The organism is Agromyces flavus (assembly GCF_900104685.1).
Classification (GTDB): Bacteria; Actinomycetota; Actinomycetes; order Actinomycetales; family Microbacteriaceae; genus Agromyces; species Agromyces flavus.
Window position 1 is genome coordinate 2622678 of record NZ_LT629755.1, and the last position, 17197, is coordinate 2639874.

14 protein-coding genes and 1 pseudogene are annotated in these 17197 nt (G+C 71.8%); 4 read left to right on the top strand and 11 right to left on the bottom strand.

The genetic code is table 11. The features are described from left to right. Nucleotides 1-33: 33 nt before the first annotated feature. Nucleotides 34-321 carry an iron-sulfur cluster biosynthesis family protein gene (locus BLT99_RS12425; RefSeq protein ID WP_092672937.1) on the top strand — a complete coding sequence of 96 codons (288 nt, stop codon included), beginning with the start codon at nucleotides 34-36 and terminating at the stop codon, nucleotides 319-321. A 134-nt stretch (nucleotides 322-455) separates the two neighbouring features. On the opposite strand, the gene BLT99_RS12430 is transcribed toward BLT99_RS12425, so the two are convergent. Continuing rightward, a complete protein-coding gene (locus BLT99_RS12430; protein ID WP_229724366.1) occupies nucleotides 456-1406 on the bottom strand; it encodes an aldo/keto reductase in 951 nt (316 codons plus the stop codon). A 58-nt stretch (nucleotides 1407-1464) separates the two neighbouring features. Between BLT99_RS12430 and BLT99_RS18335 the strand changes: the two are divergent. Beyond that, a pseudogene (locus BLT99_RS18335) lies at nucleotides 1465-2474 on the top strand (DUF2804 domain-containing protein). A 37-nt stretch (nucleotides 2475-2511) separates the two neighbouring features. Here the strand turns inward: BLT99_RS18335 and BLT99_RS12440 are convergent. The 5 genes from BLT99_RS12440 to BLT99_RS12460 form a co-directional block, all read right to left on the bottom strand. Continuing rightward, nucleotides 2512-3384, bottom strand: coding sequence for a MurR/RpiR family transcriptional regulator (locus tag BLT99_RS12440; RefSeq protein ID WP_092672943.1), 873 nt, complete (start codon nucleotides 3382-3384; stop codon nucleotides 2512-2514). Between the two features lie 17 nt (nucleotides 3385-3401). Next, nucleotides 3402-4655 (bottom strand): M20/M25/M40 family metallo-hydrolase, encoded by a 1254-nt coding sequence (locus BLT99_RS12445; protein ID WP_229724370.1) that lies wholly within the window; start codon nucleotides 4653-4655, stop codon nucleotides 3402-3404. A 1-nt stretch (nucleotide 4656) separates the two neighbouring features. Further along, complete coding sequence (locus BLT99_RS12450) at nucleotides 4657-5463, bottom strand: amino acid ABC transporter ATP-binding protein (protein WP_301295738.1); 807 nt, start codon at nucleotides 5461-5463, stop codon at nucleotides 4657-4659. After that, nucleotides 5460-6368 carry an amino acid ABC transporter permease gene (locus tag BLT99_RS12455; RefSeq protein WP_231945684.1) on the bottom strand — a complete coding sequence of 303 codons (909 nt, stop codon included), beginning with the start codon at nucleotides 6366-6368 and terminating at the stop codon, nucleotides 5460-5462. The genes BLT99_RS12450 and BLT99_RS12455 overlap by 4 nt, the downstream gene beginning before the upstream one ends. A gap of 121 nt (nucleotides 6369-6489) precedes the next feature. Then, nucleotides 6490-7455, bottom strand: a complete 966-nt coding sequence (locus BLT99_RS12460) for an ABC transporter substrate-binding protein (protein ID WP_092672949.1) — start codon at nucleotides 7453-7455, stop codon at nucleotides 6490-6492. 228 nt (nucleotides 7456-7683) lie between these two features. Between BLT99_RS12460 and BLT99_RS12465 the strand changes: the two genes are divergently transcribed. After that, entirely contained in the window at nucleotides 7684-8976 is a 1293-nt protein-coding gene (locus tag BLT99_RS12465) for a cyanophycinase (RefSeq protein ID WP_092672952.1), read from the top strand. A 188-nt stretch (nucleotides 8977-9164) separates the two neighbouring features. Beyond that, nucleotides 9165-10298: a hypothetical protein gene (locus tag BLT99_RS12470; RefSeq protein ID WP_092672955.1), complete on the top strand. Its 1134-nt coding sequence runs from the start codon at nucleotides 9165-9167 to the stop codon at nucleotides 10296-10298. A gap of 27 nt (nucleotides 10299-10325) precedes the next feature. Here BLT99_RS12470 and BLT99_RS12475 read toward each other — a convergent pair whose 3' ends face one another. The 5 genes from BLT99_RS12475 to BLT99_RS12495 all read right to left on the bottom strand — a co-directional run bounded on the left by BLT99_RS12475 (nucleotide 10326) and on the right by BLT99_RS12495 (nucleotide 17181). Continuing rightward, a complete protein-coding gene (locus tag BLT99_RS12475; RefSeq protein ID WP_092672958.1) occupies nucleotides 10326-11957 on the bottom strand; it encodes a dipeptide ABC transporter ATP-binding protein in 1632 nt (543 codons plus the stop codon). Beyond that, complete coding sequence (locus BLT99_RS12480; RefSeq protein WP_092676294.1) at nucleotides 11954-12817, bottom strand: ABC transporter permease; 864 nt, start codon at nucleotides 12815-12817, stop codon at nucleotides 11954-11956. Before BLT99_RS12480 ends, BLT99_RS12475 begins: the two co-directional genes overlap by 4 nt. Further along, a complete protein-coding gene (locus BLT99_RS12485; protein WP_229724372.1) occupies nucleotides 12814-13752 on the bottom strand; it encodes an ABC transporter permease in 939 nt (312 codons plus the stop codon). Before BLT99_RS12485 ends, BLT99_RS12480 begins: the two co-directional genes overlap by 4 nt. Before the next feature lie 64 nt (nucleotides 13753-13816). After that, nucleotides 13817-15484 (bottom strand): ABC transporter substrate-binding protein, encoded by a 1668-nt coding sequence (locus BLT99_RS12490; protein WP_092672964.1) that lies wholly within the window; start codon nucleotides 15482-15484, stop codon nucleotides 13817-13819. A 20-nt stretch (nucleotides 15485-15504) separates the two neighbouring features. Continuing rightward, nucleotides 15505-17181, bottom strand: a complete 1677-nt coding sequence (locus BLT99_RS12495; protein ID WP_092672967.1) for an amidohydrolase — start codon at nucleotides 17179-17181, stop codon at nucleotides 15505-15507. Nucleotides 17182-17197: the final 16 nt, after the last annotated feature.

A 17197-nucleotide genomic window follows, 5' to 3' on the forward strand; every position in this document is an offset into this window, starting at 1 on the left:
TCGTGACCGCACTCGAACGAAGGAGGAAGCGACATGCTGACACTCACCGACGCGGCGAGCATGGCCGTCAAGGAGATCGTCGACCGCAGCGGCGCGCCTGCCGGGTCCGGCCTCCGCATCGACGCCGAAGGCGACACGGGGACGCAGTTCGCCGTGGACATCGCCCCGGCGCCGGAGGAGCGCGACGCGATCATCGAGCAGGCGGGGGCGCGCGTCTACCTCGCCGAGCAGGCCGCACAGGCGCTCGATGACAAGACGCTGGACGCCCGAGTGGGCGAGGACGGACGCGTCGCATTCGACGTGCTGCCCCAGCGCATCTGACCAGCCCGAGACGGCGGCCCGGTGATCCCCCTCCCGGACCGTCGCCTGCTGGACGGAGACGGCGGTGCCCCGGGCTGCGGCTCGGGGCACCGCCCTGTCCGGGACGGTTCGCCGATCGGAGTCGCGCCCTCGGCTCAGGTCCAGGGGCGCTCGCTGCGCGCCGACCAGTAGTCGGCCGGGTCCTCGGCGAGCCGGGCGAATGCGGCGCGATCGGCCTCCGACGGCGCGATCGACGCGAGGTTCGACTCGAGCTGGTCGGGCGTGACGGCTCCCGACAGCACCACATCGGCCCACGGCTGGGCGCGTGCCGCCCCGATCGCGAGGGCGTCGAGCGGTCGACCGGCGGCGGCGGCGAGGGCCGCGAGGGATGCCGCGCCTACGGCGTCGCCGCCCGGCGCGAGCCGGCCGTTGGCCACGGCCTCCTTGACCACGACGAGCCACCCCGCATCGTGCGCTCGGCCGAGCGCCGGCCCCGCCGACGGCTCGAGCAGGTTCCACGTGGCCTGCACGGCGCTGAAGGGCGAGTCGGGCAGGGTGCGCGCGGCGTCGAGCGCGGCTGCCTGCGCCGGTCCGCTCGTCGACACGCCGACTCGAACGCCGGATGCCACGAGCCCACGCAGCACTTCGAGCAGTGCCCCGTCGGCGAGCGCCGGGCTGTCGGGCGTCAGCGAGTGCACGAGGTACAGGTCGGGCGCGCCGCCCAGCGCCGCGAGCGTCTCGGGCCACTGCCGCTCGAACATCGCGAGGGTGTGCTCCTTGTGCTCGTGGACGTCGGCGTCCATGCGCCATCCGCCCACATAGGCGTAGCCCCACTTCGACTCGATCGTCAGGTCGGCGGGGCGCTCGGGGTGCGCGGCCAGCCACGACCCGAGGAACTCCTCGGCCAGACCGTACGATCGGGCGGCGTCGACGAAGCGGATGCCTCGGTCCCACGCCGCATCGAGCATCAGGTGCGCGCGCTCGCGCATGGCCTCGACGCTTCGGTCGCCGCCGAGCGCAGCGTCACGCCCCTCGGTGATGTAGGCCGGGCGGCCGACTGCGGCGAGGCCGAGCCCGAGCGGGGCCGGCGTCGTACCATCCGTCACCCTCGCGAGCCTACGCGGGCGGCCGATACGCTCGGCGACATCCCGCTGATGGAGGAGCATGTCCCGGATCGTCGTCGAGCGCGAGCTCACCGCCCCCGTCGCACTCTGCCTGCCCGACGGCACCCTGAATCCCGAGGCGGTCGGCTGGACGCGCACCCCGATGCACGATACGAGCGGCATCGACGGGAGGCGCAGCTGGGGACGGAACAAGCGCTGGGAGTACTGGGCCATCACCACGCCCACGCATCTCGTCGCGATCACGGTGTCGTCGCTCGATTACGCGGCGGTGCACGCACTGCTCGTGCACGACCGCGTCACGGGGGCGACCGTCGACCGCACCGCGATCGTGCCGTTCGGCCGGGGTGCGGTGCTGCCCGCATCCCTCGGCGGCGGACCGGCGCAGGCCCGCACGAAGCGCCTCTCCATCGACATCGAGGACGCCTCCGAGGGCACGCGGCTGCGCGCCGCGACGCCGGACGTACGCCTCGAGGTCACCGCGCACCGCACCGCGGGCCATGACTCGCTGGGCGTGGTCGTACCGTGGTCGCGGCGGCGATTCCAGTACACGGTGAAGGACGTCGCGCGGCCCGCCACCGGTTGGCTCGAGGTCGGCGGCGACCGCATCGAGCTGCCCCCGGGCGAGAGCTGGGCGGTGCTCGATCACGGCCGGGGCCGATGGCCCTACCGCATGACGTGGAACTGGGGCGCGGCGTCGGGCACCGTCGGCGGTCGCACGGTCGGCCTGCAGCTCGGGGGAAGTGGACCGATGGCACCGGATCCACCGAGAACGCGATCGTCGTCGACGGCCGGCTCCGGAAGGTCGGCGAGGAGCTCGACTGGGTGTACGACCGATCCGACTGGCTCTCGCCGTGGACGATCCGCGGCGCCTCGGCCGAGCTCCGGTTCGAGCCGTTCTGGGACCGCGTGAGCTCGACCGAGCTGCTCGTGTTCGGTTCGCACGGGCACCAGTGCTTCGGCCACTACTCCGGATGGGTCGAGGCCGGGGGCGAGCGGATCGGCGTGGACGGACTGCTCGGCTGGGCCGAGGAGATCCGCAACCGCTGGTGATCCTCTCCCGACGGACGGCAGCCGCACCCCGGGGGCGTCAGTAGAGCTCGAGCTCGCGGCCGGCCTGCTCGACCTCGCGCATGCGAGCGGATGCTGCGTCGCCGAGGCGATCCGAGCACTCGGCGATCACGGCCTCGACGAGCCCAAGCACGGGGGTCATCGCGTCGAAGGCCGAGGGCGACGCCGTCTCGCTCGGCAGGACGACGTCGGCCTCGCTCGAGATCGGCGAGAGCCATGCGTCGGTGAACAGCAGCACCGAGGCGCGGCGGGCCTTCGCGGCCGCGGCCAGTCGCCGCGTGGGCTCCTCGTAGCGCCGGTAGTCGAAGAGCACGAGCACGTCGCCGCGGCGGAGGCCCGCGACGGCCTCGACGCGACCGGCGTCGTGCTCGGGCAGCGACGAGACGCCCGGCCGGATGAGCTGGAGGTGCTGGGCCAGGAAGCGCGCCAGCAGTCCGGAGAACCGGCCGCCGGCGACGATCACACGGCTGCGGGGGGTGCAGAGCAACTCGACCGCCCGGTGGAACTCGTCAGGGGCAAGGGCCGCGAAGGTGCGGTCGAGGGTTTCGCGGGTGATCGCCGCGGCCCGCGCGAGCCCGGACGCCTCGCCCGCCTCGGATTCCACGTGCCGGCGGTCGTAGAGCTCGATGGGCGATGCGGATCGCTCGTCGAGGTCGTCTCGGAGCGCCTGCTGGAAGTCGGGGAACCCCCGGTAGCCGAGGCGGTTGGCGAACCGGAGCACGGTGGGGCCGCTCACGCCGGCGCGTGCCGCGAGCTTGGCGACGGTCTCGAAGCCGGCCGACGGATACGACGACAGGAGGACCCGCGCGACCTTCCGCTCGGCCGGACTGCACTCGGCCATGCCGCGACGGATCGCCTCCGCCACGGGAATGTGTGCCTCAGCCGCGCTCATGACCCCCTCCTCCGCACTCACCGTACCGACTCGCCCTCGGCCTCGGCGATCGCGACGACCAGTCCGGCCAGCAGCGCGACCCGATCGGGCACGCTCCCGAGGTCGAGCCACTCGTCAGTGCCGTGATCGCCGCCTCCGACAGGTCCCAGCCCATCGAGGGTCGGAACGCCGAGCGCCGCGACGAAGTTCGCGTCCGACGCGCCGCCCGTCGCCGCCACTTCGAAGCCGAGGCCCAGCCGAGCGCCGGTCTCACGCGCGAGCGAGGCGAGCCCGTCGGTCGCGTCCCGCTCCAGCGGCGGGCACACGTCGAGCCGCGTCACGGTGATCCCGGCGCCGTCGACGAACGGATGGCGCGCCCGCTCGTCGATCGCGTCGAGCGCACCGACGAGGTCGGCCAGGGCCTCGGCCCGCACCTCCAAGTGGAGTTCGGCCGACTCGGGCACGATGTTCGGGCGGGAGCCGGATGCCACGCGGCCCACGTTCACCGTGAGTCCGGGTCGCGAGCCCGAGAGGGCCTGCACGTCGAGCAGGAACCGCGCGGCCTCGACCGCGGCGTTGATGCCGCGCTCGGGCTCGACTCCCGAGTGCGCCGCACGTCCGCGGATCGTCACGAGCACGTCGGCGACGCCCTTGCGCGCTCCGACGAGGTCGCCGTTCTCTCGCGCGCACTCGAGGCAGAGCGCGGCATCGGCACCTCGGGCCGCAGCGGCGAGCAGCTCGCGACTCGCCGGGGACCCCACCTCCTCGTCGGGGGTGAGGACGAGCACGAGCTCCCCGTACCCGTCGTATGCGACGGCATCGAGCACGCGCGCCGCCGAGAGTCCGGCGGCGATGCCGGCCGCGTCATCGCAGACGCCGGGACCGGACGCCCGCTCGCCCTCGATCCGGAACGGGCGCGCGGCGGCGGTTCCCGCGGGGAACACCGTGTCCATGTGGGCGAACATGACGATGCGCGCCGCTCCCCTGCCTCGGCGGCGGCCGACCACGACCGGGCCGTATCGCCGTTCATCCCGAGGAGGCGTCGGCAGGGTCTCGACGTCGAAGCCGTCGCGGACGAGACTCGCGGCCGCCCATGCGGCGACGCGATCGACGCCGTCGGGGTCGTGCGAGCCGGAGTCGATTCCGACGAGCACCGCGAGGTCGTCGCGGAAGCGGGCATCGAGCGCGCACGCGGCCCGACGCAGCTCGTCGGCCGTCGGGGCGGCGCGCGCCGCGACATCCGCCCGGCCGAACGGTCGGGGTGCCGGTCGGCGCGTGAGGGCGTCCGCCACCTCAGAGCACCTTCGAGAGGAAGGCGCGCGTGCGCTTTTCGCGCGGCTCGACCAGCACCTGCGACGGCGCGCCCGACTCGACCACGACGCCGCCGTCCATGAACACCGCCACGTCGCCGACCTCGCGCGCGAAGCCGATCTCGTGCGTCACGACGATCATGGTCATGCCGGACTCGGCCAGCCCGCGCATGACGTCGAGCACGTCGCCCACGAGTTCGGGGTCGAGTGCGGAGGTGGGCTCGTCGAACAGCATGACCTCGGGCCGCATGGCGAGCGCGCGGGCGATGGCCACGCGCTGCTGCTGGCCCCCGGAGAGCTGCGCCGGGTAGGTCCCCGCCTTGTCGGCGAGGCCGACCCGGGCGAGCAGGCCCATGGCCTCCTCGCGCGCGGCGGACCGGGAACGCCCCGCCACCTGCGTCGGCGCCTCGATCACGTTCTCGAGCGCGGTCTTGTGGGGGAAGAGGTTGAAGCGCTGGAAGACCATTCCGACCTTGCGACGCTGGGCGGCCACTTCCTTCTCGCGAAGCTCGTACAGCCGGCCGTTGCACTCGCGATAGCCGACGGTCTCGCCGTCGACGCGGATCATGCCGGCGTCGATCTGCTCGAGATGGTTGATGCAGCGCAGGAACGTCGACTTGCCGGAGCCCGATGGGCCGAGCAGGCAGACGACCTGCCCGCGCTCGACCGACAGCGTGATGCCCTTCAGCACCTCGAGGCTGCCGAACCGCTTGTGCACCTCGACGGCCTCGACCATGGGGCGCTCGGAGGTCGCCGCCACGGGGGCCGCCTGCGGGATGGTGGCGGTCATTCGCCCGACTCCTTCTTCAACGCCCGCGAGGTGCGGGCCGGCAGGGCGATGCCCTGCGTGAACGTCGACACGCGCGCGCTGAGCGTGGGACGGGCTCCGGTGAAGCCGCGGCCGTAGCGTCGCTCGAGCCACATCTGGGGGATGGAGAGGATGGAGGTGAGCACCAGGTACCAGATCGCCGCGACGATGAGCAGCGGGATGATCTTGTAGTTCTGCGTGTAGGCCTCGCGGATGTTCGACATGAGGTCGTCGCCGGCCACGATCGCGACGAGCGAGGTGCTCTTCAGCATGGTGATGGTCTCGTTGCCCATCGGCGGGATGATGACGCGCATCGCCTGGGGCAGGACGATCCGCCGGAGGGTCTTCGTCGGCGACATCCCGAGCGAGTGGGCGGCCTCGGTCTGCCCGTGGTCGACCGACTGGATGCCGGCGCGCACGATCTCGGCGGCGTAGGCCATCTCGTTGAGGCCGAGGGCAAGCAGGGCCGCGACCGTCGCCGGGATGAGGTCGCTCGTCGTGAACACCCAGAACTCGACCGACGTGAAGGGGACGCCGATGACGATCTTCGGGATGAACGCGCCGATGAAGCCCCAGAAGATGAGCTGCAGCAGCAGCGGCGTCCCCCGGAACACCCAGATGAAGAGCATCGCCGAGAGCGAGAGCACGGGGTTCGGCGAGAGGCGCATGACCGCCACCAGGATGCCGCCGAGCACGCCCATGACCATGGCGGCGACGGTGAGCCAGATGGTGATCAGCACGCCGTCGATGGTGAGCGGCTTGAAGAGGTACTCGCCGACGGTGGCGAGGTCGAGATTCGGGTTCTGCAGGATCGACGCGATGGATCCGATCCCGATGAGCAGGACGAGGATCGCGGCGATCCAGCGGCCCGGGTGGCGGACGGGCACGGCCTGGATGGGTGCCGGGGGGCGGCGCCCGCGGAGCCGTGGGGCCCCGTGGGCGCCGCCGTGCCGGACGGCTGCGTTGCGGTCATGGGTGGTGCTTCCGTTCGGTCGTGCCGGGTGTCGATCACTGCTCGGCGGCGCCGTTGATGGTGGCCTCGTCGATGCCGATGCCGGTGACGCCGTACTGGTCGAGGATGGCCTCGTAGGTGCCGTCGTCCATGAGCGACTGGAGCGCCGCCTGGATGGCCTTCGCGAAGTCCTCGTTCTGCTTCAGGACGCCGATGCCGTTGAGCGTCGCGTCGTACCCGTTCGGGGCCTCCGAGTCCTCGACGACCTCGAAGGTCTCGCCGTCGTTCGTGGTCTTCGCCACGTAGCCCGCGCTCGGCTTGGTGAGCAGCGATGCGACGACCTTGCCGCTCGTGATGGCGAGCTGCGCATCGGCGTCGGAGGGGAACTCCGAGAGCGCGATCGGGTCGAGTCCCTCGGCCTCGCACTCGCCCTGCCAGACGTCCTTCACGAGGTCGACCTGGCTGGTCGCCGCCTGCACCGCGACCTCCTGGCCGCAGAGGTCGAGATAGCTCTCGATGCCCTCGGGGTTGCCGGCCTTCGTCAGGATGCCCGTGCCCGACGCCGAGTAGTCCACGAAGGTGAGCACCTCCATGCGCTCGACGCTCGAGGTCATCGCCGTGATGGTCGCGTCGAACTTGCCCGCCTGCAGCGCGGGGATGATGCCGTCGAAGGCCTGCTGCTCGAACTCGACGTCGATGCCGAGCTTCGCGCCGATCGCGTGGCCGAGGTCGACGTCGACGCCCGTGAGCTCCTCCGAGCCCTCCTCGACGAACATCTCGAACGGGGCGTAGGGCGCGTCGGTCGCGACCTTGACGACACCGGCCTCCGCCAGGTCTGCGGGCAGCAGCTCGGCCGCGGCGTCGTCGACCGAGATCTCGATACCGGCGACCTCGACGGCGTCTGCGGCGGACGCGGAGTCGTCGCCTGATGCGGTGGCCGTGCTGCAGCCGGCGAGGAGCACGGCCCCGGACAGCGCGGCGGCGGCGAGCGCCGCACGGGTGAACGTGGTGGGAGTGGTCATGTCTGGGTCCTTCGGATCGCATCGGTGGGATCGGGGCTGCACCGAGTATGTAACATCCGTTCCGAAATGGCCAGCGATTTACGTATTTGTAATGAATTGCGAGTGCGGGCGGATGTCGCGCAGGCATCTTCGCACAGATCGCCTCCGCCTCTTTCGCCGCGTCGTACCGTGCGTTAGCATCACGCTCATTGCATCACATTCTGTAACGCACATTCCAAGGAGGCGATCGTGCGAGCACTGCCCGCGGCCATCACGGCCTGCACCGCGGCAACCCTCATCCTGACCACGACCCCGGCCATCGCGGCCCCCGCACCCGACCGGCCTGCGCCGCACGCGGTGCTCATCGGCGGCAACCTCGCCGAGAACGACGAGATCGTGCAGTCCATCGTCGACCTCGCCGACCCGGATGGCGCAGGGCCGGCGAAGGCCCGCATCGCCATCGTGACCGCGGCGGCGCGCTCGGCGCGCACGGCTGCCGAGGCGTCCGACCCCGACCTCAACAACGCGGCAGCGAACGGCCTGTACTACTCGGATCTCTTCGAGCAGTACGGGGCTGAGACGTACGCCGTGCCCATCGACGACCGCGTGGACTACGCGGGCGACGCCTACCGCCCCGACCGGGCCGACGACCCGGCGGTCGTGGCCGAGCTGGCCGATGCGACCGGAGTCTTCTTCGGCGGCGGCGACCAGATGCGCTACGTCCGCACGCTCCTCGACTGCGAGCCGGTGCCCGACGAGGCCTTCACCTCGTGCACCGACACGCCGGTGCTCGTCGCGCTCCGGGCGGCCGCCGACCGAGGCGTGGTCTCCGGCGTGAGCGCCGGCCTCACCATCCAGCAGGGTGCCGACATGGTCACGGGCGGCGAGTCGTACGAGGCGTGGCGCGACGGCGCGACGCCGGGCTACCTCGACGACCCGGCCGAGCTCGGCTACCTGCCGTACGGCGGGTTCGGCTTCGTTGACGGCGTGCAGATCGACAGCCACTTCACGACCTGGGGCCGGCAGGGCCGCGCCGTGAAGCTGGGGCTCGAGACCGGGCACGACCTGGTCCTCGGCGTCGACGAGACGACCGCCGTCGTGCTCGACCGCACCACGGGCGTCGGACGCGTCATCGGCGAGCACGGTGCATCGCTGCTCGACCTGAGCGGCGCGCGGGAGGCCGACGGCGGCGTGACCGGCGTGCGCTGGACCTACCTCACGGCGGGCGACGGCGTGAACCTGCGCCGCGGGCTGGGCACGGCGGCCGGCGGGTCGACCGCCGTGCGCCCGACCGGCGGCCCCGTCGCCGAGCGCGCCGACATCTGGGACTCGCTCGCGGGCGAGGGCGGCGAGTACTCGCTGCGAGACCTCGCCCGTGACGCCGTGGCGTCGAGCGGGCGCACCGCCGCGGGCACGAGCTTCGAGACGGACCCGCAGTTCCGCACGACGCTCGTGCGCCAGTCGTCGACTCGCGCCTGGACGACCCCGTCGGGCGGCGTCTCCTTCACCGGGCTCGAGATGCGGATCGAGCCGATCGACTGATTCACGCCGCGTCGAGCGCGAACGCCTCCGGCCGCCCGGTCGGAGGCGTTCGCGTTCCGCCGTCCCACAAGTGGGGCTTGACCTCCGATTCCCGGCGGGTGGAGCCTGAGCATCGGCCCGTACCTGAACGCGACGCCTGATGAGTCAGGTCGCACGGCGCTCGTCGAGCGCCGGGGAAGCGGGCGAACATGGACCGACGGACCTTCCGCACGCTGGTGGGAGCCGGCACCGCCCTCGGCGCGACCGATCTCGCGGCCGGCCGACCGGCCGCCGCCGCGCGCGCTCGTGCGGCCGGGCTGAACGCGCAAGAGACGGCGACCGTGCCCCTCCACGTCCTGGACATCCCGGACGTCGGGCGAAAGATCGGCATCGAGATCCGCCTCGGCGGCGGCGAGCCGCGCCTCTACACGTTCGACACGGGATCCTCGGGGTTCTATGCGGCGAACAACCGGGACTGGTGGCCGTCATCCAAGCGGATCGGCGGTCCGCAGATCTCGCAGACGTACGGCAGCAAGGAGACGTTCCAGTCCAAGCGCGTCCGCACGTCGGTCGGGATCCCCACGACCACCGGTGAGATCGAGATCGAGTCCGACGTCGGGCAGATCCTCGACGGATACGGGGGATCGCTCGGCCCTCGCAGCCGGTCGCACTGGCGCAAGGATGTGGCCGCGGGGAGGCCGCCGCTCTTCGGTCACTTCTTCGGCGACTTCGGCTCAGGTTTGAGGGAGGTGAACGGCCTGTTCGCCATCCTGCCGCAGCTCCCCGGAAACCTGTCGAGCGGATTCGCGGTGCGGCTCGGATGCGACGGCAGCCCGAGTTCATCGCCGACGCTCGAGATCGGACTGACCGACGCGATCCGCGCCGAGGTCACGTCGTGGATCCCCATGGCCGGAGGCCCGAAGTCCCCGCCGTTCCCGGGTAGCGGTCTCCCCACCTACGCGCAGGAGCTCCTCGCAGGCCACTACTCGTTGAACGGCGGAGACACGGTCTACCCGTTCGATACCGACGCGATCCTCGACACCGGTTGCCCGACGACCTTCATCCACGAGCACGGGGACCTGCTGGTCCCGGATGCGCTGCTCGACGCCCACCGTGCGCAGCTGCTCGACGACGTCCTGTTCTGGGTCACCGCCGAGGGGACCGAGTTCGGCAACGGGTTCCACCTCGAATTCCCCGCCGGTGACCTCCCCGGGAACAACCAGGTGCTCGTCGCTCCCACGAACGAGCGGGCGTACGTGAACCTCGGGTTGATCCCGTACTTCCGCTACGGGGTCGTGTTCGACGTCGAGCGGGGTCTCGTGGGATTCGCTCCGTGCAGCTAGCCGAGTACCGCACGCGGCCGGCGCCGCTCAGACCGCGCCGATCTGCTCCGGAGACGTGCGGGGCCGCGGCCGCGGCACGGATGCGAGCAGCAGCCTCGTGTACTCGTGCGCCGGCGAGCGCAGGAGCCGGGCGGTCGGGCCTCGCTCGACGATCTCGCCCTGCCGCATGACCACGGTCTCGTCGCACACGCGCCGCACGACCGCGAGGTCGTGACTGATGAAGAGCACGGTCAGTCCCCGCTCCTGGCGGACGCGGCCGACGAGGTCGAGCACCTGCGCCTGGACCGACACGTCGAGTGCGCTGGTGGCCTCGTCGAGCACGAGCAGGTCGGGCTCGACCGCGAGCGCACGTGCGATCGCGACCCGCTGGCGCTGCCCGCCCGAGAGCGTGCGGGGCCGAGCCTGCGCGTGACGCTCCTCGAGCCCGACGCGGTCGAGCAGGTCGACCACGGCGTCGCGCGCGTCGCGCGCGCTGAGGCGGCGGTGGAGTCGGAGCGCGTCCTCGATCGCGCGGCCCGCCGGGATCCGCGGATCGAGCGACAGGTACGGGTCCTGGAACACCATCTGCACCGAGCGCGCATGTGCCAGCCGGTCCGAGCGGCTGCGCGCGAGCGCCCGGCGATCGCGTCCGTCGACGCGGATGCCACCCGAGTCGGGCTGCTCGAGGCCGACGATCATGCGGGCGAGCGTGGACTTGCCGGAACCCGACTCCCCGACCACTCCGAGCGATCCACCTCGGGGGATCGTGAGGGACGCCTCCGCCACCGCCCGGACCGGCGACCGGCCCTTCGGGTGGTAGGTCTTCGACAGCGAGTCGGCCACGAGCATGGGTTCCGACTCGGCAGCCGGTCCCGGACCGGCCGGACCGGCCCCCGCGGGTTCTCCCAGCTCGATCGTCGGCGTCGCCGCCACGAGCCGTCGGGTGTACGGATGCCTCGGATCACCGAGCACGGCGTTCGCCGCCCCCTGCTCGAGGATGCGGCCACCTTGCATCACGACGATGCGGTCGCAGAACGACGCCGCGAGGTTCAGGTCGTGCGTGATGAACAGCATGCCCATGCCCCGCGTCGCGCGCTGCTCGGCGAGCACGGCGATGATCTCGGCCTGCGTGGTCACGTCGAGGGCCGTGGTCGGCTCGTCGCAGATGAGCAGCGGGGGCGAGCCCATGAGAGCGCCCGCGATCATGATCCGCTGCAGCATGCCGCCCGAGAGCTCGTGCGGGTGCTGGCCGAGGTGCTCCGCGGCTCGTGGCATCCGCACGGCACCGAGCAGCTCGACCGCGCGCGAACGCGCCTCGGCCGTCGGGCGGCGTTCGCCCAGCCGCATGGCCTCGGTCAGGTGATCGCCGATGGTGCGGCTCGGATTGATGCCGGCCCTCGGATCCTGGAACACCATGGCGGCGGAGCGACGACGCAGCTCGAGCAGGTCGCGCTGGGCGGCGCCGAGCACCTCGAGGCCCTGCAACCGGACCGATCCCCCGGTCGCGGCACGGTCGGGCAGCAGGCCGAGCACCGAACGTGCGGTGAGCGACTTGCCCGAGCCGGATTCGCCGACGAGGCCGACGGTCTCGCCGGCGGCGACGCTGAGCGAGATGCCGTCGAGCAGCCGGGTTCCGTGGGGCAGGTCGAGCGTGAGTCGATCGATGTCGAGGAGCGTCATGCGGGGATCTCGCCTCCGATGCGGTCGGACAGTTCCTCGCCGATCACGTTCACCGCGACCACCGCGACGACGACGGCGAGGGCCGGAACGAGGGCGGGCAGGAAGTAGCCGCCGATGAGGCCGGCCTGGGCCTCGTTGATCATCGCGCCCCAGTCGGCCGTCGGCGCCTGCACGCCGAGTCCGAGGAACGAGAGGGCGGCGAGCTCGGCGAGCACGTAGCCGAAGTTGAGCGTGGACTGCGCGCCGACGATCGGCGTGACGTTGGGCAGCACCCGCCGAAAGGCGATCCACGGGGCGCCGAACCCCTGCACGCGGTAGGCGGCGACGTACGGGCGGCTGCGTTCCGCGGCCACGAGCGACCGGGTGAGCCGCGCGACGAACGGCGCGTAGGCGATGCTCATCGCGATCACTGGGGCGACGAGCCCCTTGCCGAACAGGGCGACGGCCATGATCGCGATGAGCAGCGACGGGAACGCGAACACGACGTCGAAGATGCGCGCGAGCACGGCGTCGAGCCATCCGCCGCGCCATCCGGCCACGAGCCCGAGCAGGATGCCGAGCACGGTCGAGCTCACGACGACCAGGAGCGGCCCGAGCAGGGCGGTACGGGCGCCGTAGATCAGGCGGCTGAGCAGGTCGCGGCCGAGCGCGTCGGTACCGAGCCAGTGCGCGGCGCTCGGTGCGGCGTGGACGGCCCCGAGGTCGACCTGCTCGGGCGGGTACGGCGCCACGAACGGGGCGAGGATCGCGGCGAGCGTCATCACCCCGACGACCGCCATGCTGACGACGAACGTCGTGTTCGCGCGGCGGACGCGAGGTGCGCGGAGCACCTCGACGGCGAGGGTCGGCGTGGCGGTCATCGGGCACCCGCTCCCGCGGCCGACCGCGGGTCGACCCACGGTTCGAGGAGGTCGACGATCGCGTTCACCACGACGAAGGCGAACACCACGAGCAGCACGATCGCCTGCACGACCGGGAAGTCGAGCCGGTCGACCGACTGCACGAGCAGCGATCCGATGCCCGCGAGCCCGAACGCCGCCTCGACGATCGAGCTGGCGACGAGCAGTCCCGCGACGAGCAGGCCGGTCACGGTGAGGATCGGCCCGAGCGCGTTGCGGAACACGTGGCGTCGCACGACGGTCGCGCGGGTGAGGCCCCGGCTCGTGGCGACCTCGACGTGCTCGCGATCGAGCTGGTCGACCATCGACGATCGCGTGACCTTGCCGACGAGCACCACGAACACGATCGCGAGCGCGATCGACGGCAGCACCAGGTGGTACACGGTGTCGAGCCCTCCATCGCCCGAGCCGAACGATGGGAACCAGCCGAGCTGCACCGCGAACACCGCGATGAGCACGATCGCACCCACGAACGACGGGATGGCGCCGAGCGTCGTGAGGCCGATGAGCACCAGCCGGTCGGCGACGCGCCCCCGGTTGAGCGCGGCGACGATCCCGCCGGCGAGGCCGACCACCGCGATCATCGCACCGGCCATGACCACGAGCCCGAGCGTGACGGGCAGCCGCTCCCCGATGACGGTCGCGACCTCCTGCCGGTACTGCAGCGAGCGGCCGAAGTCGCCCTGCAGCATCCCGATGACCCAGTTCAGGTACTGCTGCCACGGCGGCAGGTCGAGCCCGTACTGCGCCGTGACCTGGGCGACGGCCTCGGCGCTGGGCTTGCGGCCGCGGAGGAGGAACGACACGGGGTCGCCGGGTACGAGGAACCGTGAGAAGAACACGAGCAGCGACGCGAGGAACAGCGTGAGGAGCAGGCCGCCGAGCTTGCCGGCCACCCGGCGGAGCGTGGCCGCGCCGGGCCATGCTCCGCCGGACCGCGCCGCAGCGGGCGCCGGAGGACTAGCGAGCGCCAACGGTCGCCGCCCACGGGTAGTACAGGAAGGCGATCGACGGCGCGACGCCGGTGATCCGCTCGCCGACGAACACCGTCGTGGGGCTCGTGAACAGCGGCAGCCAGGGCAGCTGCTCGTTCGCGATGCGCTGCGCCTCGGCCGTCTTCTCGGACCGCGCGGCCGGGTCCTCGATCGCGATGGCCTCGTTCACGATCCGGTCGAAGTCGGGATCGCTCCATCCGCCGTAGTTGCTGAACTCCCCCGTGCGCAGCACGCTGTACATCTCGAGCGGATCGGGGCTCGAGAGATACCAGACCGTGTAGAAGAGGTCGATGCCCTCGCGCGCGCTCGGGTCGGCGAACAGCGCCGTGTAGGCGTTCGGCGTCACCGTCTCGATCGTCGCCTTCAGGCCGATCGACTCGGCCGCGGCCGCGGTGGCCTGCGCGATGATGCCGAAGTCGCTGCTGATCGGCGCGGTCGCGTAGGTGATCTCCTCGCCGACGGCGCCGGCCTCCTCGACGAGGCGCTTGGCCTCCTCGAGGTCGTACGGGTACTCGGTCAGCTGGCCGAACGCCGACTCGAGCGCGGTGTCGCTCGCGCCGACCCACACCGATTCGGTGGTGAGCACGTTCGTCACGTCGCCGTAGCCCTTCGCCGCGGCATCCACGATGCCCTGCCGATCGAGCGCCATGAGCAGCGCCGTGCGGACGCGGGGGTCGCCGAGCGGTCCGTCGAGGTTCGACACAATGAGGCTCGACACCGCGGTGCTGAGCCCGAAGTGCAGGTCGCCGACGCCGGATGTCTCGAGCTGCCCGATCGCGTCGTAGGGGATCATCCAGCCACCGTCGACCTCGCCCGACTTCAGCGCGTTCACGCGCGCGGTCGCGTCGTTCATGAAGAGGAACTCCACCTCGCCCGACTTGGCGCGCAACGAGTCATCCCAGTAGTCGGCGTAGCGGGCCAGCGTGATGGACTCGCCCGACTTCCACTCCTCGAGCGAGAACGGGCCCGTGCAGTTCACGCCGCCCGTCGAGTTGCCGTAGTCGGCTCCCGCGGCCTCGAGGGTCGCGGCCGACTCGACCACGCCCGCCGAGCCGCCCATCGCGAGGTTGAACTGGGAGTCGGGGATCGCCTCGGTGACCGTGACCTCACGCTCCCCGGTCTGCTCGATCGACACCACGTTCTGGTAGACGGAGTACCACGACGAGCCCACCGCAGGGTCGAGGTGGCGGTTCATCGAGGCGACGACATCGGCCGCCGTCAACGCCGTTCCGTCGTGGAAGGTCACGCCGTCGCGGATCGTGTACACCCAGGTCTCGGGCGTCGGGTGCTCGAACGACTCGGCGAGACCCGGCGACAGGGTGTAGTCGGGGTTCAGCCGCAGCAGCGACTCGCAGACGTTGGCGAGCACCTGGTTGTCGGAGTAGTCGAACGCGTAGGCGTAGTCGAGCGAGAACGGTTCGGCGTAGCTCACCCACGAGTACGAGTCGATGTCGCCGGATGGCGCGTCGGTCGTGGTCGTGAGCTCCCACTCGACGTTCGCGTCGTCGGGTGCGGGGCCGGTGCACGCGGCGAGCGCGAGTGCCGCCGAGAGGCCGCCGGCGACGACGGCTGCGGTGCGCGGGAGACGACGGGCACGCCGCGATGGGCGTCCGTCGATGCGGGGTGCGGACATTCGGAGTGCTCCTCGGGGGTTCAGCTGGTGCGGGAGTAGACGAGCTCGCCCTCGATCCACGTGGACGTCACGGTGGATCGGTGGATCTCGTCGGCGGGAAGGGTGAACGGGTCGGGGTCGAGCACGACGAGGTTGGCGAGGTACCCCTCCCGGATGTGTCCCGTGTCGTGGTCTCGGTGGTTCACATAGGCGCTGCCGGAGGTGTAGGCGGCCATCGCCGTGGCCAGGTCGATGCGCTGGTGGGGACCGCCGAGGGGCTCGGCCTCGCGGTCGGGTGCGACGCGCGTGACGGCGATGTGGATCGCATCCATCGGATCGGCGCTCGAGACGGGCCAGTCGCTGCCGGCCGCGAGCCGGGCGCCGTGCCGCACGAGGTCACCGAACGGGTACTGGCGGGCCTCCGCGCCATCCTGCAGGAAGGGCAGCGTCAGCTCGTCGAGCTGGTCCTCGTGCGTGGCCCAGAGCGCCTGGATGTTGGCGACCGCGTCGAGCTCGGCGAAGCGCGCCGCCTCGGCCTCCTCCACGATCTGGAGGTGGGCGAGGTGGTGGCGGCCGTCCGTCGCTCCGTTCGTCGCTCGGGCGGCTTCGACCGCGTCGAGCGCCTCGCGCACGGCACGGTCGCCGAGCGCGTGGAAGTGCACCTGGAAGCCGGCCGCGTCGAGCTTCGTGACGATCTCGCGCAGCCGTTCGGGGTCGATGAACGACAGCCCGCGGTTCGTCGTGTCGTGGCCATGCAGGTCGCGGTACGGGGTGAGCATGGCGGCGGTCTGGTTCTCGGCGACGCCGTCGACCATGAGCTTGACCGTGCCGAGCGTCGCGCGTCCGCCGTCGAGCGCCGCGAACTCGGCGCGACGGGAGATCATCTCGTCGACCTGGTCGAGGCCACCGCTCCGCTCCCACCACTGGGCGCCGACGACGTGCGCGCGGAGCGTCCCGTCCCGCAGGGCGCGGCGATAGACGGACGCCACGTCCTGCACGCCGCCGAGGCCGGTGCCGACCCAGGCGTCCTGCCATCCCGTGATGCCGAGGGCGATGAGCTCGTCCTGCGCGCGGAGCAGGCCCGCGTACGCGAGGTCCGCTCCGATCTTGGGGCGGACGTGGTCGAAGAGGTCGCTCGCGCCCTCGTGGAAGGTGCCGGCCGGCGTGCCATCCGCCTCGCGCTCGATGCGACCGTCGACCGGATCGGGTGTCGACGCATCGATGCCGGCGGCGCGGATGGCCGCGGTGTTGGCCCACGTCGAGTGGTGGTCGCGGCTCATGAGCACGACCGGGCGGTCGGGCACGACGGCGTCGAGCAGCGTGCGAAGCGGCGCACCGCCAGGGAAATGGTCCATCGACCAGCCGCCGCCCTGGATCCACGCCTCGTCGGGGTTCGCGTCGGCGTACGCCTGCACCCGGGCGACCGCGTCCGCGGCATCCGTCGCGTCGCTGAGGTTGCACATGAGCAGCTCGACGCCCGCGCTCACCGGGTGCACGTGGGCGTCCTGGAAGCCCGGGCTGAGCAGCGAACCGTCGAGGTCGACCACCCGCGTGTCCGGTCCGATCCAGACGGATGCCTCGGTCTCGGGCACCACCGCGGAGATCGCCCCACCCGTCACGGCGACCGCGTGCCCCTGCAGGGGCTCGTCGCGGCCGGTGAATACGGCGCCTCCGGTGAACAGGACGTCAGCAGGCACGAGCACCCTCGCTTTCCTCATCGAATCAGCGTGCTGC